Annotated in this window: 16 protein-coding genes; 10 read left to right on the forward strand and 6 right to left on the reverse strand. The window is 66.5% G+C overall.

Translation table 11 applies throughout. The features are described 5' to 3' along the window. Positions 1-37 precede the first annotated feature (37 nt). Positions 38-1,183, reverse strand: a complete 1,146-nt coding sequence (locus ABIB49_RS08845) for an FAD-binding oxidoreductase (RefSeq protein ID WP_354156950.1) — start codon at positions 1,181-1,183, stop codon at positions 38-40. Further along, positions 1,156-1,368: a hypothetical protein gene (locus tag ABIB49_RS08850; protein WP_354156951.1), complete on the reverse strand. Its 213-nt coding sequence runs from the start codon at positions 1,366-1,368 to the stop codon at positions 1,156-1,158. The genes ABIB49_RS08845 and ABIB49_RS08850 overlap by 28 nt, the downstream gene beginning before the upstream one ends. 173 nt (positions 1,369-1,541) lie before the next feature. On the opposite strand from ABIB49_RS08850, the gene ABIB49_RS08855 reads away from it, so the two are divergent. From ABIB49_RS08855 to ABIB49_RS08870, 4 genes are all read left to right on the forward strand, one after another. Then, positions 1,542-1,952, forward strand: coding sequence for a TOBE domain-containing protein (locus ABIB49_RS08855; RefSeq protein WP_226775327.1), 411 nt, complete (start codon positions 1,542-1,544; stop codon positions 1,950-1,952). Continuing rightward, positions 1,949-2,770, forward strand: coding sequence for a molybdate ABC transporter substrate-binding protein (gene modA, locus ABIB49_RS08860; RefSeq protein WP_354156952.1), 822 nt, complete (start codon positions 1,949-1,951; stop codon positions 2,768-2,770). The genes ABIB49_RS08855 and modA overlap by 4 nt, the downstream gene beginning before the upstream one ends. Before the next feature lie 80 nt (positions 2,771-2,850). Further along, positions 2,851-3,639, forward strand: coding sequence for an ABC transporter permease (locus ABIB49_RS08865; protein ID WP_226775329.1), 789 nt, complete (start codon positions 2,851-2,853; stop codon positions 3,637-3,639). Then, positions 3,636-4,724: a sulfate/molybdate ABC transporter ATP-binding protein gene (locus ABIB49_RS08870; protein WP_282358867.1), complete on the forward strand. Its 1,089-nt coding sequence runs from the start codon at positions 3,636-3,638 to the stop codon at positions 4,722-4,724. The genes ABIB49_RS08865 and ABIB49_RS08870 overlap by 4 nt, the downstream gene beginning before the upstream one ends. 54 nt (positions 4,725-4,778) lie before the next feature. Here ABIB49_RS08870 and ABIB49_RS08875 read toward each other — a convergent pair whose 3' ends face one another. Beyond that, positions 4,779-5,270 (reverse strand): carboxymuconolactone decarboxylase family protein, encoded by a 492-nt coding sequence (locus ABIB49_RS08875; RefSeq protein WP_226775331.1) that lies wholly within the window; start codon positions 5,268-5,270, stop codon positions 4,779-4,781. Positions 5,271-5,787: 517 nt separating this feature from the next. Between ABIB49_RS08875 and betT the strand changes: the two genes are divergently transcribed. From betT to clpB, 4 genes are all read left to right on the forward strand, one after another. Further along, the gene (gene betT, locus ABIB49_RS08880) at positions 5,788-7,947 is read left to right on the forward strand and encodes a choline BCCT transporter BetT (RefSeq protein WP_226775332.1); all 2,160 of its coding nucleotides are present in this window, start codon (positions 5,788-5,790) and stop codon (positions 7,945-7,947) included. Further along, on the forward strand, positions 7,944-9,431 hold the full coding sequence (locus tag ABIB49_RS08885) for an aldehyde dehydrogenase family protein (protein ID WP_282358863.1): 1,488 nt from the start codon (positions 7,944-7,946) through the stop codon (positions 9,429-9,431). The genes betT and ABIB49_RS08885 overlap by 4 nt, the downstream gene beginning before the upstream one ends. A 3-nt stretch (positions 9,432-9,434) precedes the next feature. After that, complete coding sequence (locus ABIB49_RS08890) at positions 9,435-11,012, forward strand: GMC family oxidoreductase (RefSeq protein ID WP_354156953.1); 1,578 nt, start codon at positions 9,435-9,437, stop codon at positions 11,010-11,012. A gap of 554 nt (positions 11,013-11,566) precedes the next feature. Beyond that, complete coding sequence (gene clpB / locus ABIB49_RS08895; protein WP_283480726.1) at positions 11,567-14,236, forward strand: ATP-dependent chaperone ClpB; 2,670 nt, start codon at positions 11,567-11,569, stop codon at positions 14,234-14,236. A gap of 106 nt (positions 14,237-14,342) precedes the next feature. On the opposite strand, the gene ABIB49_RS08900 is transcribed toward clpB, so the two are convergent. Continuing rightward, positions 14,343-15,203 carry a septum formation family protein gene (locus ABIB49_RS08900; protein ID WP_354156954.1) on the reverse strand — a complete coding sequence of 287 codons (861 nt, stop codon included), beginning with the start codon at positions 15,201-15,203 and terminating at the stop codon, positions 14,343-14,345. A 291-nt stretch (positions 15,204-15,494) separates the two neighbouring features. On the opposite strand from ABIB49_RS08900, the gene ABIB49_RS08905 reads away from it, so the two are divergent. Next, complete coding sequence (locus ABIB49_RS08905) at positions 15,495-15,728, forward strand: DUF3073 domain-containing protein (RefSeq protein WP_226775337.1); 234 nt, start codon at positions 15,495-15,497, stop codon at positions 15,726-15,728. Positions 15,729-15,854: 126 nt separating this feature from the next. Continuing rightward, positions 15,855-16,637, forward strand: a complete 783-nt coding sequence (locus ABIB49_RS08910; protein WP_354156955.1) for a VOC family protein — start codon at positions 15,855-15,857, stop codon at positions 16,635-16,637. A 59-nt stretch (positions 16,638-16,696) separates the two neighbouring features. On the opposite strand, the gene purM is transcribed toward ABIB49_RS08910, so the two are convergent. Beyond that, entirely contained in the window at positions 16,697-17,869 is a 1,173-nt protein-coding gene (purM, locus tag ABIB49_RS08915; protein ID WP_354156956.1) for a phosphoribosylformylglycinamidine cyclo-ligase, read from the reverse strand. Further along, positions 17,866-19,560, reverse strand: coding sequence for an amidophosphoribosyltransferase (gene purF, locus ABIB49_RS08920; protein WP_226775340.1), 1,695 nt, complete (start codon positions 19,558-19,560; stop codon positions 17,866-17,868). Before purF ends, purM begins: the two co-directional genes overlap by 4 nt. Positions 19,561-19,586 lie beyond the last annotated feature (26 nt).

Genomic DNA, 19,586 nt, shown 5'->3' on the forward strand with positions numbered 1-19,586 from the left:
CAGCCGGAGGGTGCAGGCCGGGGGACCGGCCGGGCAATCAGGTAGCGGCGGGCCGGATGTTCTGGTTGCCGCGAAACGTGTTCTCCGGATCGAACTCCAGTTTCACCTGGGCCAGCCGGTTGTAGTTCTCCTCGCCGAAGGCTGCCCGGACCCGGTCCTGGCCTTCGTCGCCGACGAAGTTCAGCCAGACGCCGCCCGTGGCATAGGGGGAGATGTCCTGGCGGAACTTCTTCACCCAGGCCTTGGCCACCTGGCCGCCTTCCGGTGTTTCCTCCAGCCCGAACGGGTGCGAGACCCACCTGGCGTTGCGGTTCTGCAGCGGTGTCTGGGCAGCCGCCGGCCCCGCCACCGCCCCGCCCCAGCTGGCAACCAGAAGTTGGGAGTGGGGGCCGGGCAGGTTCTGCGCTGACTCCACGAGCACGTCCAGGGCGGTGTCCGGCAACTCGTTGTGGTAATCGGCGCTCCAGTAGTTGTACAGGTTTGGCGGGTCGTCGATCATGCACTGGAAATCGGCATAGTTCATTTCGCTGACCAGATCCACTGCCGGGCCCAACTCCCGGAACGGCGCAGCGTGTTCAGCACCGTCAGCGGGGTCTCCCGCATAAAGATAGGCGATCCCGACTCCTTGTTTCCCCACCATCCCGGCTGGAACGAACGGTTCCGGCGGTGCCGTCAGGAACACCAGGGCAGTGCCCACGGCGTCGGGGGCGGCAAGGCAAAGTTCGCGGTAGGCGCGGCTGATCTCGGTCGAGGCATCGCCGGGCCAGAGCATCAGGCCCGCCTGAACCCCAGGACCAAGGTGGTGCAGGCGGAACGTGAACTCGGTGGCGATGCCGAAATTGCCTCCGCCGCCGTGGAGGGCCCAGAACAGCTCGGGGTTCTCCTGGGCGCTGGCAGTCACCCGCTCTGCGGAGGCTGTCACGAGCTTGACGGAAAGCAGGTTGTCGCAGGCGAAGCCGTAGGAGCGCTCGAGCCACCCCGAACCGCCGCCCAGTGTGAATCCCGCGACGCCGGTGGTGGAAGCCCGCCCGCCGGTGCAGGCGAGGCCGTGTTCCTGCGTGGCCCGGTCGAACTCTCCCCACGTCACGCCGGCTCCCACCGTCACCGTCTTGTTGTCCGGGTCCACCGAGATTGACCTCATCGGCCGGACGTCGACTACCAAACCGTCGTCATTGGTTGACATACCGGCAACGGAATGCCAGCCCGGACGGCAACGGCCAGGCTGTTGTCCTTGGCGTACTGCAAAGCCTCGGCCACCTCGCCCGGGTCCGCACATTGGGCGATGACGGCCTGGCGCCGATCGATCATCGCGTTGAAAAGTTTGCGTGTTTCGTCGTAGTCCGGGTTCTCCGGCCTGACCCATTTCATGGCGCTGCTCCTTGGACGACCGAGGCTCCACCCCTCGCAAAGATTTTAGGCCCAACAACAGCGCCCAAGCTATGGGGCCCGGCTTCGAAGAACCTGCCGGGCGTCAGTCTGGGTTTTCGATTTTGCGCCCAAATACCAACTGAAGATCCGCAAACGCGGGCTAGAGTAGCCCTATGCCTAATATTCGCGTTTCCGAGGCGGCCCGGCTGCTGGGTGTCAGTGATGACACCATCCGGCGCTGGACCGAAAACGGAAGCCTGACCCCGCACAAGGACGACGCCGGGCGCCACGCCGTGGACGGGCTGGAACTCGCGCGGCTCGCCCGGGAGCAGGCCCAGCTTCCCGATGACCCGGCCAGAGCGGGCAGCTCGGCCCGCAACCGCTTCGTTGGCCTCGTCACAGCAATCACCGCCGACACCGTTATGGCCCAGGTGGAACTGCAGTGCGGGCCGTTCCGCGTGGTTTCGCTGATGAGCAGCGAAGCTGTGCACGAACTGGGGCTGGAACTTGGCTCTGTCGCCACTGCCGTTGTGAAGGCCACCACGGTGATCCTGGAGACGCCGCGCGGTAAGGGCGCCGTATGAGGCGGGGCCCGACTCCGGGCCTGGCGGCACGGCGGACTGTTGTCCTGCGGTATGCCGTTGCGGTGATCACGGCCGGGGTGCTGGCGGCCGGCCTTTCGGGCTGCGCCGCTGCCGGGTCAGGGTCCGGCGGGGACGCGAACAGGACCCTGACCGTCTTCGCCGCGGCATCCCTGAAGCCAACGTTTACCTCACTTGCTGCCGACTTCGAGGCCAGCCATCCCGGCACCGCCGTCAGACTCAGCTTCGCCGGTTCGTCCGACCTCGCCACCCAGATCAGCCAGGGTGCGCCAGCGGATGTTTTCGCCTCCGCGGACACCGCTAACATGGCCAAACTTGCCGACGCATCGCTTCTGGCCGGGGCTTCCCGGAACTTCGCCAGCAACATCCTCACCATCGCCGTGCCGCCGTCGAATCCGGCGGCCGTCGATTCCTTGGAGGATCTCGCCCGGCCCGGCGTGAAGCTGGTCATCTGCGCCGCCCAGGTTCCGTGCGGCGCCGCCGCGAAGACGGTTGAAAGGGTCGCCGGCGTGGCGCTGCGGCCGGTCAGCGAGGAATCGTCCGTCACCGATGTGCTGGGCAAGGTCAGCTCGGGCCAGGCTGACGCCGGGCTGGTGTACGTTACCGACGTCAGGGCGGCGGGGGGCAAGGTGCAGGGCATCGATTTTGCCGCCGCCCGGGAAGCGGTCAATACCTATCCGGTAGCTACCGTTGCTGCGAGTCGGAACCAGGAACTGGCGGCCGAATTCATTGCCTTTGTGACCGGCGTCGAAGGCCAGAAGGTCCTCGCCGACGCCGGCTTCGGGGCCCCGCAGCCGTGATGGCCCGCCCCACCAGCCCTGCCGGTGCCCGCCCTGCAGGCCGGGGAAGCGCAGTGCGGCAGCCGTCCGGCTTCAGCGGGATGCCCGCATGGATTTTTGCCGCCGCGGCGGCGGGTGCCCTGTTGGTCCTCTTGCCCCTCGCGGCCATGGCTGCCCGGGTTAACTGGGCTCAGTTCATCCCCTTGGTTACCTCCGAGGCATCGCTGACGGCGCTGGGGTTAAGCCTGCGGACCGCAGCCGCGAGCACTGCCCTGTGCATTGTCTTCGGTGTCCCGCTGGCGCTGGTCCTGGCGCGGGGCGATTTTCCCGGCCAGCGCCTGCTCCGCGCCTTTGTGCTGCTGCCCTTGGTGCTACCGCCGGTGGTAGGCGGGATTGCGCTGCTCTACACCTTCGGCCGCCAGGGTCTTTTGGGAAGGAGCCTGGAGCTCGCCGGGATCCAGATCGCCTTTTCCACTGCGGCCGTGATTCTGGCCCAGACGTTTGTGGCGCTGCCCTTCCTGGTAGTCAGCCTGGAAGGTGCACTGCGCAGCGCCGGAACCAGGTACGAGGCGGTCGCTGCCACCCTGGGCGCCAGCCCCGGTACCGTCCTGCGCCGCGTCACCATGCCGCTGGTGCTGCCCGGACTTGCCTCCGGAGCGGTGCTGTCCTTCGCCCGAAGTCTGGGCGAGTTCGGTGCCACCCTGACGTTCGCCGGCAGCCTGCAGGGCGTCACCCGCACCCTGCCGCTGGAAATCTACCTGCAGCGGGAAACCGACGCCGACGCCGCCGTTGCCCTGTCCATGGTCCTCGTTGCGGTGGCCGTGATCGTCGTCGGGCTCTCATACCGGCGTCCCCGCGCCGTCCAGACTCCGGCGGGGACTGCACGGTGACCTTCCGGCTTGAGGCAACGGTGGCTGCCCGGGATTTCAAGGTCTCGCTCAGCGTTGGGGCAGGGGAAACTGTGGCGATTCTCGGTCCCAACGGCGCCGGTAAATCCACGCTGCTGGCCGTGATCGCCGGCCTGCTCCGCCCGGATACTGGCAGCGCCTCCCTCGGCGGGCAGCAACTTTTTGACCTCGACGCCAAGGCCTCGGTCTGGACGGCACCGCACCGCCGGGGGACCGCCCTGCTGGCGCAGGACGCCCTGCTGTTTCCGCACTTGAGTGCCCTGGACAACGTCGCTTTCGGCCCCCGCAGTGCAGGCGCTTCGCCGGGGCAGGCCAGAAGAACGGCGCGGCACTGGCTGCAGGAAGTGGGGGCCGCCGAGCTCGCCGACCGTCGCCCCGGGCAGCTCTCTGGCGGGCAGGCCCAACGGGTCGCCGTGGCCAGGGCGCTGGCGGCCGGGCCGGAGCTGCTGTTAATGGACGAACCGATGGCGGCCCTGGATATTCACGCCGCACCACTGCTGCGGCGGCTCCTCAAGCGTGTGCTGGCCGGGCGCCGGGCCATCATCGTCACCCACGACGTCCTGGACGCCCTGATCCTCGCGGACCGCGTGATCGTCCTGGAGGATGGCAGGGTCAGCGAGGACGGGCCCACCCGCGCGGTGCTCCAGCGTCCGCGCAGCAGCTTCGCGGCCGGCCTCAGCGGGCTGAACCTGCTCGCCGGCACGATCACGGCGGCGGGCCTGCGGACGCCCGAGGGGCTGGAAATCGCAGGCCAACATGATGACGCCGAAGACGGCGGGACTGACGACGCCGGCCGTGTCGGCGGCCGCGGCGCCGGCAGCGCCGGGGTGGCTGCATTCGCCCCGTCGGCAGTTTCGGTCTTTCCGGAGCTACCGCACGGCAGCCCGCGAAACGCGTTTCCGGTGGTGGTCACTGAACTCGAACCGCACGGGGACCAGATCCGGGTCCGTGCCGGCGGGCTCGCCGCGGACATCACCCCGGCGGCCTCGGCGGACCTGGGCCTGGTCCCGGGGGCCGTGGCCTACTTTGTGATCAAGGCCGCCGCCGTCGCGATTTACCCGGTCTAACCGCGGCCGGGCCGGACGCGCTCGGGCCGGCCGCGGCGGCTTAGCCACCGCACGTTAGTCGGATGCGGGCCTCACCGGGTGGCCGCTGACGATGGAGACGCGGTTGAAGGCATTCATCGTGATCGCGAGCCAGCTGACGGCGGCGAATTCATCGTCGGACAGGTGTTTCCGGGCCGCTGCGCCGGCCTGCTCACGGGTCCCGGCGTCGGAAATGTTCGTAATGGTTTCGGCGAGGGCCAGGGCGGCGCGTTCTTTGTCGTTGAAGATCCCGGTATCGCGCCACGCCGGAAGGACGGCGATGCGTTGCGAGGATTCGCCATTGGCCAAGGCATCGCGGACGTGCAGGTCGAGGCAAAAAGCGCAGCCATTGATCTGTGAGACGCGGACGTTGAGCAACTCAATGAGCCCGCGCTCCAGTCCAGCCGCGTCGGCCGACTCCTTGGCCTTGAGCCCGAGTCCGTTGAGCGCGCGCCAGGCGGCCGGATCGGCCTTGTCCAGGAACAGCCGGCGGTGGGTGTCGTGCGGGCCTTGCGCGTTCTCATCCATGGTTCACAGGATACCGACGGCGGACGGCGAAGCACGAAGCGTGACAGATTTGTCATATTCGTGACAGAATCGTTGATGGAGTGAAGTGCGGCGCCGCGGCCGGTTCCTTGGGGGAGCCGGCCGCGTCCGCAGCAGCCCCGCCGTCGTCATCTGCACGATTGGCCGCCACCGCAACGGCCACCGCGACAGCGGACGCACAGCGCGACGGTGGCGCCCCCTGGCTCACGTTCACCGGTCTCGTCCGCCGCCCCGCCCGGAGCCGCTGCCCGGCCGCCTTGCCCGCGGGGAGCTCAGAATTCGCCGATGGGATAGTGTGCTATGAGACAGTGACCGGGCTCACTTGTTTGGGGGAGAGTGTTGGTGACTTGATAGCGTCGAAAGCCGCGCACAACTCGAAAAGACACCCAGCCGGACGCACGCCGTCCGGGTCTCGCACGCCAGCAAGGCCCCGCCGGTACCAGTAACAGCTGCGGAATCTGCGTCCGCACCGCAGCGTGAAAACTGAAATGGGCCCCCAATGAGCCAGCCAGCACCGCCGAGTACGGACTTGTCCGGGACTCCTGAAAATCCTCCGCCCGGCGCCGCCAGCGCCACCCCTCCGGAACGCCGGACCCGGGTCAACAAAACAGTATTTTTTGGTTCCGCCATTGGCGTTCTTGCCATTGCACTCTGGGCCATCCTTGCCAAGGACAACGCCGAAGCCGTGATCGGCTCGTTGGTCGGGTGGGTATCGACCAATATGGGGTGGTACTACTTCCTGATCGTCACCGCCGCTGTGGTGTTTGTTGTGATCATCGCAATGTCCAAGGTGGGCAAAACCAAGTTGGGGCCTGATCATTCCAAGCCCCAGTTCGGAATGTTTACCTGGGCCGCGATGCTCTTTGCCGCCGGGATCGGTATCGACCTGATGTTTTTCTCGGTCTCCGAGCCGGTCAGCCAGTACCTTGCACCGCCAACGGGTGAAGGCAGTACCGCTGATGCCGCCCGACAGGCCCTGGTCTGGACCTTGTTCCACTACGGCATCACCGGCTGGGCCCTCTACGCACTAATGGGTTTGGCGCTGGGCTACTTTGCCTACCGGCACAACCTCCCGCTGAGCATCCGGTCAGCCCTGTACCCGATCTTCGGAAAGAAGATCGAGGGTCCCATCGGCCATGCAGTGGACATCGCAGCGCTGTTGGGTACGATCTTCGGCATCGCGACCTCGCTGGGGATCGGCGTGGTCCAGCTCAACTACGGCCTCACCTTTATGTTCGGTGTCCCGGAAAACCTCGGCGTCCAGATCGGCCTGATAGCCCTGTCCGTGGTGATGGCGACGGTATCCGTGGTTTCCGGTGTGGAGAAGGGCATCCGACGGATGTCAGAGCTGAACGTGATCCTCGCCGTCGGCCTGATGCTCTTTGTGCTGGTCACCGGCAAAACGAGTTTCCTGATGGACGGCATCGTGCAGAACATCGGCGACGTGATCAGCCGTTTCCCGGGCATGACCCTGGATACCTTCGCCTACGACCGCCCCACGGACTGGCTGAACGCCTGGACCTTGTTCTTCTGGGCCTGGTGGATCGCCTGGGCGCCGTTTGTGGGACTCTTCCTCGCCCGGATCTCGCGCGGGCGCACGATCCGCCAGTTCGTCGTGGGCACCATGACCGTGCCGTTCCTGTTTATTCTGCTGTGGATCTCCATCTTCGGAAACTCCAGCCTGGACCTCATCATGGGCGGTAATGCCGCGTTCGGCGAGATCGCGATGAACAACCCGGAACGGGGCTTCTACAGCCTGCTCGCCGAATTCCCGGCAGTGCCTATCAGCGCGGCGGTGGCCACCTTCACCGGGCTGCTCTTCTATGTGACTTCCGCGGACTCCGGCGCACTGGTGATGTCCAACTTCACCTCACACCTCAAGGACGCCGACTCCGACGGTCCCAAGTGGATGCGCGTCTTCTGGGCAGTTGTCACCGGCCTGCTGACCCTGGCCATGCTGATGGTCGGAGGTGTGACCACGTTGCAGAACGCCACCATCATTATGGGACTGCCACTGTCGCTGCTGCTGGTGTTCATTATGCTGGGGCTGTTCAAGGCCCTGCGTGTGGAAGCATCCCTGACGGACAGTTTCCGGGCCAGCCTGCCCGGCATGATTGCCGGCCGGGCCGGCGTCGAACACCGCGACGGTCTGAACTGGCGCCAGCGGCTGACCCGGGCCATGAGCTACCCGGGACGACGGCAGGCCAACCGCTTCGTGGAGACAGTGGCCCTCCCGGCCCTGCGCGAAGTCAGTGCCGAGCTTGTCTCCCAGGGTGCCGGGGCCGAGGTCTCCGTGACGGAGGTCGACACGATCAGGATCAACAGTGTGGACCTGGCGGTTGCTATGGGCGACGAGCGGGCCTTCAAGTACCAGGTCTACCCGGTGCAGTACGAGACGCCGTCCTACGCCACCCGCAGCACCGGCTCCGGCGACCACTACTACCGGATGGAAGTCTTTGCCCTGGAAGGCAGCCACGGGTACGACCTGATGGGTTACACCAAAGAGCAGGTCATCACCGATGTGCTGGACCACTACGAGCAACATCTGCAGTTCCTCCATTCAAACCGTGCCGAGCCCGGCAATACGGTCCTGATCGAGGAACACGCAGCAAAAGATAATTGGGAAGCCGATTTCGAACCCCAGGAGGAAAACAAATGAGCGCGGAAACGCTATTCATCGACGGTACGTGGACGGCAGCAGCCGACGGTGACACCCGGGAGATCCGGTGCCCGGCGGACGGCGAAGTCGTCGGCGTTGTGTCCGAAGCTGCTGCTGCGGACGCGGTCCGGGCGATCGCGTCCGCGCGGAAGTCGTTCGACGGCGGCGAATGGGCTGGTACCTCGGCGCTGGAGCGCGGGTCGTTCCTGCTCCGTGTCGCCGCCCGGCTGCGTGAGCGGAAGGCAGAATTTGCCCGCGCCGAAACACTGGACACCGGCAAACGCCTGGTGGAAAGTGAAATCGACATCGACGACATCGCCAACTGCTTCGAATACTTCGGCAAGCTCTCCGGGCAGGACTCCGGCCGGGTAGTCGACGCCGGCACCAGCTCGGTGATCAGCCGGATCGAGTACGAGCCGGTGGGTGTGTGCGCCTTGATCGCTCCGTGGAACTACCCGCTCCTGCAGGCAGCGTGGAAGATTGCGCCAGCGCTGGCCGCCGGTTGCAGCTTCATCCTCAAGCCGAGCGAACTAACGCCGCACACCGCCATTCTGATGGTGGACGTCCTGGACGAACTGGGACTCCCAAACGGTGTCGCGAACCTGGTCCTTGGAGCGGGCGGCGTCGTCGGACCGGTCCTGACCGGAAGCCCGGATGTGGACATGGTCTCCTTTACCGGCGGTTTGGAAACAGGCAAGACCATTGCTGCTTCGGCGGCCGCGACGGTAAAAAAGGTAGCGCTCGAACTCGGCGGCAAGAACCCGAACATTATTTTTGCCGACGCCGATTTCGACGCAGCGCTGGACAACGCCCTGAACGCCGCTTTTGTGCATTCCGGCCAGGTCTGCTCTGCCGGTGCCCGCCTGATCGTTGAAGAATCGATCGCGGAGCGCTTTGTGGATGAACTCGTTCGCCGTGCCGGCCAGATCCGCCTCGGCGGACCCTTCGACCCCGAGGCTGAAACCGGGGCGCTGATCTCCGCTGCCCACCGGGACAAAGTCACCGCCTACGTGGACAAGGGCATCGCCGAAGGCGCACGGCTGCGGTGCGGCGGAAAGTGGGGCGAGGGCGACCTTGCCAAGGGTTTCTACTACCTGCCCACCATTTTGGACCAGGTTACCAGCGGGATGTCGGTGCTGCGCGATGAGGCTTTTGGCCCGGTCGTCACCGTGGAGACGTTCAGCAGCGAAGCCGAGGCCATCAGGCTTGGCAACGACACCGACTACGGACTCGCCGGCGCGGTCTGGTCCCAGGATGCCGGAAAAAGCCAGCGGGTGGCACGCAAGCTGAGGCATGGCACCATCTGGATCAACGACTTCCACCCCTACCTGCCGCAGGCGGAGTGGGGCGGCTTCGGCCAGTCCGGCGTGGGCCGCGAGCTTGGCCCCACCGGCCTGGCGGAGTACCAAGAGTCCAAACATGTCTATCACAACACCGATCCGCAGGTCACCGGCTGGTTCGCTGACCACAACGGGGGGAAGTAGCACATGACGGATCTGAACAACACCGAATTCGACTACCTTGTGATCGGCGGCGGCTCCGCCGGGGCCGCCGTGGCATCGCGCCTCAGCGAGGACCCCGCGGTGCAGGTTGCCCTCGTGGAAGCCGGGCCGGATGACCGCGGCAACGACGTGATCCTCCGGCTGGACCGTTGGATGGAACTGCTGGAATCCGGCTACGACTGGGACTACCCCATCGAGGAGCAGGAAAACGGCAACTCCTTTATGCGCCACGCCCGCGCCAAGGTCATGGGCGGCTGTTCCAGCCACAACTCCTGCATCGCATTCTGGGCGCCCCGGGAGGACATTGACGAGTGGGAGCAGAAATTCGGCGCCGCCGGCTGGAACGCCGAGATGGCGTACCGGCTCTACAAAAAGCTCGAAACCAACGAGGATGCCGGAGCTGAAGGTCAGCACCACGGCGACAGCGGCCCGGTGCACCTGATGAACGTCCCGCCCTCGGACCCCAGCGGCAAGGCACTGCTGGCGGCCTGCGAAAAGTCTGGTCTTCCTCAGGTGCGGTTCAACTCCGGCGAAACAGTCATCAACGGGGCGAACTTCTTCCAGATCAACCGGCAAGCCGACGGCACCCGCGCATCGTCGTCGGTGTCGTATGTCCACCCGATCATGGATCGTAAAAACTTCACGCTGCTGACCGACCTCCGGGCCCGCAAATTGAACTTCGACGCCGATAACCGGTGCACCGGCGTCGACGTGGTGGATAACAGTTTCGGCAAGACCCAAACGCTGACGGCGCACGCGGAAGTGATCCTCTCCGCGGGGGCGATTGACTCCCCGAAGCTCCTGATGCTCTCCGGGATCGGGCCGGCCGCGCAGTTGGAAGAATTCGGCATCGAGGTCCGCGTGGATTCCCCCGGCGTCGGCGAGCACCTGCAGGACCACCCGGAAGGTGTCATCCAGTGGGAAGCCAAGCAGCCCATGCCGGAGACGTCCACCCAGTGGTGGGAAATCGGGATCTTCGCCGCCACGGAGGAAGGGCTGGACCGCCCGGACCTGATGTTCCACTACGGCTCCGTACCGTTCGACATGCACACCCTGCGCCAGGGATTCCCGACGACGGAAAACGGCTTTTGCCTGACACCTAACGTCACCCATGCACGGTCCCGCGGCACCGTTAAGCTGCGCAGCAGCGACTACCGGGACAAGCCGAGGGTGGATCCGCGTTACTTCACCGACCCGCACGACATGCGGGTGATGGTAGCCGGAATCCGCAAGGCCCGCGAGATTGTGGCGCTCCCGGAAATGGCGGAGTGGGCCGGCCGGGAGCTCTACCCTGGCGAAGCGATCCAGAGCGACGCGGAGATCACCGATTACATCCGCAAAACACACAACACCGTCTACCACCCGGCGGGCACGGTCCGGATGGGTGCCGTGGACGATGTCCTCTCGCCGCTGGATCCGGAGCTTCGGGTCAAAGGCGTCACCGGCCTGCGGGTGGCCGATGCCTCGGTGATGCCGGAACTGACCACGGTGAACCCCAACATCACCACCATGATGATCGGGGAGCGTTGCGCCGAGCTGGTCAAGGAAGCGCGGCTCGCCTAGATCCCGCTGCGGGGGCGTCCTGTTCGCGCTGCCGGACCACGACGCCGGTCCGGCGGCGGCGCGAACAGGGCCGCGGCAAGCGCCGCGCCCGCGCGCATCATTGAGGTGAGCTAGACCCGTTGGGGGACATGTCCACTCCTCTGGCCAGCCTGTGGGCATGTTGCATTATGTCCATGGGTGCGGCGGTAGGTGGGACATGTCCACTCCCGCGTGCCCATTCCGTGGGACATGTCCACACTTGGGTTGCGGACTGAACTTTACTCCGCGACCTGGGTCAGGCCCGTACCCGTGCGCCAGTGGACATGCCCGATCTCCGCGTCCGATCCCCGGGGGGCATGTCCAGCCCCGGGCCCGGAGGGGGGGCATATTGGGAACATGTCCATTGGTGCGGCGCTGGAAAGGGCATGTCCCAAGGGGGTGCGCCGCTCCGGGGGGACTCTGGCCCTAGACAGCAGTTTCGCCGTCGGCAAACATGGAGCCAAAGGGACTGCGCACAAAGTTGAGCGGAGTAGACTCAACTTTAATATCAGCATTTTTCCCGGAAGGAGCTCTCTTTGGACGCGAAATTCACCACCAAGAGCCAGGAGGCTCTTGCGGCAGCCGCCATGAACGCCTCGACGGCGGGCAATCCCCAGCTCGAACCCGCCCACCTGCTGAAGGCGCTGATGGACCAGCGCGAGGGGGTCGCTGTTGCACTCCTGCGCGCAACGGGCACGGACCCGGATTCGGTCAGTGTCCAGGCCAGCTCCGCCATCAAAGCGCTGCCGTCCACCTCCGGCGGTTCGGTGCAGCAGCCGCAGTTGTCCCGCACCGCGCTGCAGGCAATCAAGAACGCCCAGAACGAGGCCGAGCGGCTGGGCGACTCCTTTGTCTCCACCGAACACCTCCTGCTGGGGCTCGCCTCCGGAAGTGACGCCGTCGGCAAGCTGATGCGCGACGCCGGCGCCTCGCACGAGGCCCTGCTCGCCGCACTGCCGGGTGTCCGCGGCGACCGGAAGGTGGACAGCGCCGACCCCGAAAACACCTTCCAGGCGCTGGAGAAGTACGGTACCGACCTTACGGCGATTGCCCGCTCCGGCAAGCTGGACCCTGTCATTGGCCGCGACGCAGAGATCCGGCGTATCATCCAGGTGCTGAGCCGCCGGACCAAAAACAACCCGGTCATCATCGGCGAGCCCGGCGTCGGCAAGACCGCCGTCGTCGAAGGTCTCGCCCAGCGGATCGTCGCCGGCGACGTCCCCGAAAGCCTGCGCGGCAAGACCCTGATCGCCTTGGACCTCGCCTCCATGGTGGCCGGCGCCAAGTACCGCGGCGAATTCGAAGAACGGCTCAAAGCAGTCCTGGAGGAGATCAAGGGATCCGACGGCCAGATCGTCACGTTCATTGACGAGATCCACACCGTGGTGGGCGCCGGCGCCTCCGGGGATAGCTCCATGGACGCCGGGAACATGCTCAAGCCCATGCTCGCGCGGGGTGAGCTCCGGCTGATCGGCGCGACCACGCTGGACGAGTACCGCGAAAACATCGAAAAGGACCCCGCGCTGGAACGCCGCTTCCAGCAGGTCTTCGTCGGGGAGCCCAGTGTGGAGGACACCATCGGCATCCTGCGCGGGCTCAAGGAACGCTACGAGGCCCACCACAAGGTCGCCATCGCCGACTCCGCCCTCGTCGCTGCTGCCACGCTCTCCAACCGCTACATCTCCGGGCGGCAGCTGCCGGACAAGGCGATCGACCTCGTGGACGAGGCCGCGTCCCGGCTGCGGATGGAAATCGATTCCGCCCCGGAGGAGATCGACCAGCTGCGACGGTCGGTGGACCGCCTGACCATGGAGGAGTTGGCCCTGGCCAAGGAGACTGATCCCGCGTCCGTGGAGCGGCTTGCCGCCATCCGGGCGGACATGGCTGACAAAAAGGAAATGCTCGCCGGGCTCAACGCCCGCTGGGAGGCGGAGAAGGCGGGCCTGAACCGGGTCGGCGATCTTAAGGCCAGGATTGACGAACTGCGCTCCGCGGCCGAAAAGTACCAGCGCGAAGGCGACCTCGAAGCCGCTTCCCGGATCCTTTATGGTGAACTTCCCGCCCTGGAGCGTGAACTCAACGAAGCTGCCGAGGCCGAGTCGGCCCGGGTGGCCGGCGGTGGTGCCAAGCATGACCTTATGGTTGCCGAAGAGGTGACCGCCGATGACATCGCCGAGGTCATCTCCGCTTGGACGGGCATCCCGGCCGGACGTATGTTGCAGGGCGAGAGCCAGAAACTGCTGGACATGGAGCACGTCCTGGGCGAGCGGCTGATTGGCCAGGCCAAGGCCGTCACCGCGGTCTCCGACGCCGTCCGCCGCGCCCGCGCGGGGATCAGCGACCCGAACAGGCCCACCGGTTCCTTCCTGTTCCTGGGCCCCACCGGCGTCGGCAAGACCGAGCTGGCAAAAGCCCTGGCCGACTTCCTCTTCGACGACGAACGCGCCATGGTGCGGATCGACATGTCCGAATACTCGGAGAAGCATTCCGTCGCGCGCCTCGTCGGAGCGCCTCCCGGCTACGTTGGCTACGAGGAGGGCGGACAGCTGACCGAGGCCGTCCGCCGCCGGCCCTACTCGGTGCTCCTGCTCGATGAGGTGGAGAAGGCCCACCCGGAAGTGTTCGACATCCTGCTGCAGGTGCTCGACGACGGCCGCCTCACCGACGGCCAGGGGCGCACCGTGGACTTCCGGAACGTGATCCTGGTGCTGACCTCCAACCTGGGCAGCCAGTTCCTGGTGGACCCCACCCTGGACGCGAACGCCAAGCGCGAGGCCGTGATGGCCACCGTGCACGCCTCCTTCAAGCCCGAGTTCCTGAACCGGCTCGACGAGGTGGTGCTGTTCGATCCGCTCAGCGTCGAGGAGCTGTCCCGGATCGTGGAACTGCAGGTCAAGGAACTCGGCGAACGGCTCAAGGGCCGCCGCCTCAACCTGGAAGTGACCGAAGGCGCCAGGGCCTGGCTCGCCGTCACCGGCTTCGACCCGGCCTATGGTGCCCGCCCCCTTCGCCGCCTGGTGCAGCGCGAAATCGGCGACCGGCTCGCCAAAGCCATCCTGGCCGGCGAGATCACGGACGGTGACACCGTTCTGGTGGATACCGCCCCGGACCTGACCCAGCTCACCACGGGCGGTGCCGAAGCGTCGGACCGGCCCGACGGCGGCGCCGCCACCGGCCACGGTCTCTCCGTCCGCCGGAAAGAATAGCGCCCCACCGCCTCTAGCGCGGCCGTAAGCACCAACTGCCAGCCGGACCTTTCTCCGGCTGGCAGTTCGTGTGAGGGCCAAAAAATCCCGGCGGACCGGGGTGCCGCTAGGGAATCAGCGATTCCATGATGGTGTTCCCGGACTCTATGGCCACGTAGCAGTCCACACGACGGTCGCCTTTGTCCCAGCTAGTGGAGCTCGGGTACGCGAGCCTGTAACCGAGCAGATAGTCGGACTCCTTCGGCGCCAGCGATGCGGTTTTGCAGGTGTCCAGGGCCTTTTGCTTGAGCGCGTCCCGTCCCGGGTAGGAGTCCGCGTCAGCGTAGCGCGCGACGGCGACCAGCTGGGCGGAGTGGCCGGAGCTGCACTCGACGACCGTTGACGTCTGAGCTTCCGGGTCGAAATCCTTGAAGCAGTCTCCAAGCTGGAAATCCAACGGGCCTACACCCTCCAGCGGGAGCGGCCCACGGCTTGCCGGCGCCGACGGGGCGCTGGCAGCGGGCGAGGCATCCGCAGCGGGCTGCTGGGTGCCGCCGCCCAACGACGTCAGCCACCAGATCAGCGCGCCCGCAAGGACGACTGCGGCCGCGGCTGCGCCGATCCTGGCGGGACGCTGCCGGCGAACCCACCCGCCAAGCCGCCTGGCGTTCTTCGCGGCGGCCTTCCCTGCCCCTGCGAGGGTTGTGCCGGCTGTTCCCGCGGCTTCCCCGGCCCCTCGAGGCGCACCCGCGCCGGCTTCCCCGGCACCTCGAGGCGCGCCCGCGCCGGCTTCCCCGGCGTCGGGCCGGTTAACCGGCGGAACGGACGGGCGGACGGGGGGCGGGAGCGGCGCCGCTGGCGGCACGACCGGTGTGCCGGAGGTAGGCGGCGACGAGGGCCTCGGGGGGACCGGCCGCTCGCCGGATCCACCGGCCGGGCGAACCCCGGGTGTGCCGGCGTCCCCGGGCCTTTCGTTCTCTTCGGTCACTGAGAATTCACCACTTTCGTGCGTTTTTGCCGGGGCCGGACGTCCGGCGGAGGGGACCGTTTCCGGGAGCCCACAACGGAACTCTATCTAAGATGTTGGCCCGGCTGCATGCCGCCGGGTGACCGATAGGGGTGGCGGCGCACGCCACACTGTCCACGGCTGTTGCCGCGGGGAGCAGTTACCGCTGAAAGCATGTAATCTAGGTGTACGACAAATTGACCAAACATTCCGGGGCCTCACTAACGCCAATGGTGACCACCTCCGGTCCGAGTACAAAAAGGGGGTCACGCCATGGGGCGCGGCCGTCAAAAGGCAAAAGCTACCAAGCAGGCTCGGGACATCAAGTACTACTCCCCGAACACTGACTACACTGCCCTTCAGCGTGAGCTCAAGAGCTCTGAAGTTCGTGCACCGAGTCGATTCTCGGCTGAGCCAGTGGAGCCGGACTATTCGGCCTACGTGGATAAGTACGCGGACGATGTGGAAGAGGACGACGACGAGGTAGATTCCCGTCGGATAGGTTAGTCGAAACTTCCTTCCGGCATGCTCCTCCGATTGCGGATTGCCGACCACACGATTTCAGGCCCGCCGGCCGCCCCCAGTACGGGAGCGACCGGCGGGTTTTCTGCACTCTGTTCCGGAAGGAATATTATGACCACCCATACGGAGTACACCGACGGCGAGATCTGCCGGACGGACCTGCAGAGCAGCGACGTTGAGTCTGCCAAGGCGTTCTACGCCGCGGTCTTCGGCTGGCACTACAACGATCTGCCGGCCCCGGACGGGAGCAGCTGCGCCCAGGCCTTCCTGGGCGATGACCTGGTGGCAGTGCTAGCGCCGCAGAATCCGCAGCAGCGGAGCGCCGGGGTGCCGGGGCAGTGGAACGTGCACTTTGCGTCTTCCGACGCCGGTGACCTCGCTGCCGGGCTGGTCGACGCCGGCGGACGCCTTGAGTTTGGGCCGGAGCCGGTGGGCGGCACCGGAGTGTTGGTCCTTTTCGCCCCGCCTGGAGGCGGCACCACCGGTGCCTGGCAAGCCGGAAGCCACATCGGCGCTGCCCTTAGCGGGGAGCCCGGCTCCCTGGCCTGGGCCGAACTGCTGACGCCCGAGCCGCAGACCGCCGTCGGGTTCTTCCAACAGCTGTTTGGGCACGACGTGACGGAGTATCCGCAAGACGACGGCGGCAGATACACCACACTGATGGTCAACGGCGCGGAAGTGGCCGGGGTCGCCGGGGTCCCGGCGGACGCCGTGGGTACGCTCAAGCCGGGGTGGCAGGTGTACTTCGGCGTGTCCAGCGTCGCGGAAGCCGTTGCGGCGGCCGTCGCGGCCGGCGGCACGGTCCTGATCGAACCGGACGAGGCCGAGGAAGCCGGCACCATCGCCACCCTCGCGGATCCGCAGGGCGGCGTTTTCAGCGTCCTGGAGGTTTAAAAAGCACGGGTGCTCCCGTACCGCCGGTTACCCGGCGGTGCGGGAGCACCCGGGGCGGCTTATGCGTAAGCGTTGACCAGCCGGACGGCGCCGCCGTCGACGCCCTTGGCGCCCTGTACGTAGTCCGGGCCGGTTTTGATGACCGAGTCCGAGTTTTCCTCGACGGTGCCCATCAGCCAGGACGGCAGGCCTCGTTCGTTGAGGCGGTTCACTGCGGCGTCGGCCGCCTCCGGTGAGACGATCGCCACCATTCCCACACCAAGGTTCAGCGTACGCTCCAGGTCGGCCAGCGGGACGTTGCCCAGTTCGGCGACCAGCCGGAAGATGGCCGGGAGCTGCCAGGTGGAGCGGTCCACTGTGGCCAGCAGCCCCTGCGGCAGCACGCGGGCCAGATTGGCGGCAAGTCCGCCGCCGGTCACATGGCTGAAGCCGTGCACGGCTGCGCCGGCGGCCGAGCCGTTCACCGGGAAGGTGCGGGCCAGGTCCAGGCAGTCGGCGGCGTAGACGCGGGTCGGTTCAAGCAGTTCCTCGCCCAGGGTACGGCTGAATTCGGAGACATGGCGGTCCAGCGCCCAGCCGGCGTGGTTGATGACGCGCCGGACCAGGGAGTAGCCGTTCGAGTGCAGCCCGGAGGAGGCCATGCCGATCACGACGTCGCCGGCGCGGACGCGGTCCGGGCCCAGGAGGTCGGCGGCTTCAACAACACCTGTGGCGGCACCGGCGACGTCGTACTCGTGCTCCCCCAGCAGCCCGGGGTGCTCTGCGGTTTCGCCGCCCACCAGGGCGGTACCGGCAACGGAGCAGGCGGCGGCGATGCCCCGGACGATGTCGGCAATCCGCTCCGGGACCACCTTGCCGCAGGCGATGTAGTCGGTCATGTACAACGGCTCGGCACCCACCACTACGATGTCATCAACGACCATACCAACCAGGTCGAAGCCGATGGTGTCGTGGATGTCCATGGCCTGCGCGATCGCAACCTTGGTGCCCACACCGTCCGTGGAGGTGGCCAGCAGCGGGCGCTTGTAGCTGAGCAGCTTCGAGACGTCGTACAGGCCGGCGAAGCCGCCGACGCCGCCAATCACCGAGGAGTTATGGGTCGCCTTGATGGCGCCCTTCATAAGTTCGACGGCGCGGTCGCCCGCTTCGACGTCGACGCCGGCGGAGGCGTAGGTGATGCCGACAGCATTTTGGGCGGCGTTCATCTCAGCGGCCGGGGAGGCGGAAGTCATACGGGCTCTTTCTTGTCGGCAGCAATGGAACGATCAATGCGATCGGCATCGGTGAGCAGTTCTTCGAATTCGGCGTCGGGGCCCGGATCGCAGCCGGTGGCCCCCGGTTTCCCGGCCGGATCCTCGTCCGGGGAAAATCCGGACCCGGCGTCGGTGGCAACCGCGGTGGGGCCGGTGGTGGCAGGCGCCGGGCCGGCAGGGGCGCCGGCGGCCGGAAGTCCCCCCAGGTCGGTGCGTTCGAGCAGGTTCTTGCCCAGCTTGTCGGCCCCCGGAAGTTCAATCGGGTACTTGCCAGTGAAGCAAGCGGTGCACAGGCGTTCGCGCGGCTGGCGGGTGGCGTCAATCATGCCGTCTTCGGAGATGTAGGCGAGCGAGTCGGCGCCGATGGCCTGGCAGATCTCCTCGATGGTGGCGCCGTTGGCGATCAACTCAGCCCGGGATGCGAAGTCGATGCCGTAGAAGCACGGCCACTGCACCGGAGGGGAGGAGATCTTGACGTGGACGGAGGCGGCACCGGCTTCGCGGAGCATTCGGACGATGGCGCGTTGGGTGTTGCCGCGGACGATCGAGTCATCCACCACCACCACACGCTTGCCGCGGATCACGGATTCCAGGGCGTTGAGTTTGAGCCGGATGCCGAGCTGGCGGAGGGTCTGTGAGGGTTGGATGAAGGTCCGGCCCACGTAGGCGTTCTTGACGAAGCCGTGTGCGAAGGGGATGCCGGATTCCTCGGCGTAGCCCACGGCAGCGGGGGTGCCGGACTCCGGCACCGGAATGACGATGTCCGCTTCCTGGGTGTTTTCGCGGGCCAGCTGACGGCCCATTTCCACGCGGGACTCATACACGGAACGGCCTGCAATGGAGGCGTCCGGCCGGGCGAGGTAGACGTACTCGAAAACGCAGCCGGCCGGCGTCGCCTCGGCGAAGCGCTCGGAGCGGACACCGGCTTCGTCAATGGCGATGAACTCGCCGGGCTCGATTTCGCGGATGAAACTGGCGCCGACGGTGGCGAGGGCGGACTGCTCGGAAGCGACCACCCAGCCGCGCTCCAGCCGGCCGAGGACCAGCGGGCGGATTCCATAGGTGTCGCGGGCCGCGTAGAGCGTGCCTTCATCCATAAAGACAAAGCAGAATCCGCCCTTGATCCTGGGCAGCAGCTCCATGGCGGTCTGTTCGAGCGACTTACCCTCTTCGCCCTCCAGCAAGGCAGTGACCAGGGCCGTGTCGGAGGTGTTTCCCTGTTTCATTTCACCGGTGAGCTGGCCGGCGTTGCGGTCCGCGATCATGGCTTTGAGCTCGGCGGTGTTGGTCAGGTTGCCGTTGTGGGCCAGAGCCACGGTGCCGGTCGCGGTCGCGCCCAAGGTGGGCTGCGCGTTGGCCCAGTGGCTCGCGCCGGTCGTGGAATAGCGGCAGTGGCCGACGGCCAGGTGCCCGGTCAGGGTGTTGAGGGTGGTCTCGTCAAAGACCTGGGACACAAGCCCCATGTCCTTGTAGACGCTGATCCGGTTGCCGTCGCTGGTGGCTATGCCAGCCGACTCCTGACCGCGGTGCTGTAGCGCATACAGCCCGTAATAGGTGAGTTTTGCAACCTCTTCACCGGGCGCCCAGACCCCGAAGACGCCACATGCGTCTTGGGGGCCCTTTTCGCCAGAGAGAAGGTCATGAGAAAGTTTTCCATCGCCGCGTGCCACTGGTCGATTATCTCACGTTGTGCGCG

Source organism: Arthrobacter sp. UYCu512, from assembly GCF_040547075.1.
Taxonomy (GTDB): Bacteria; Actinomycetota; Actinomycetes; order Actinomycetales; family Micrococcaceae; genus Arthrobacter.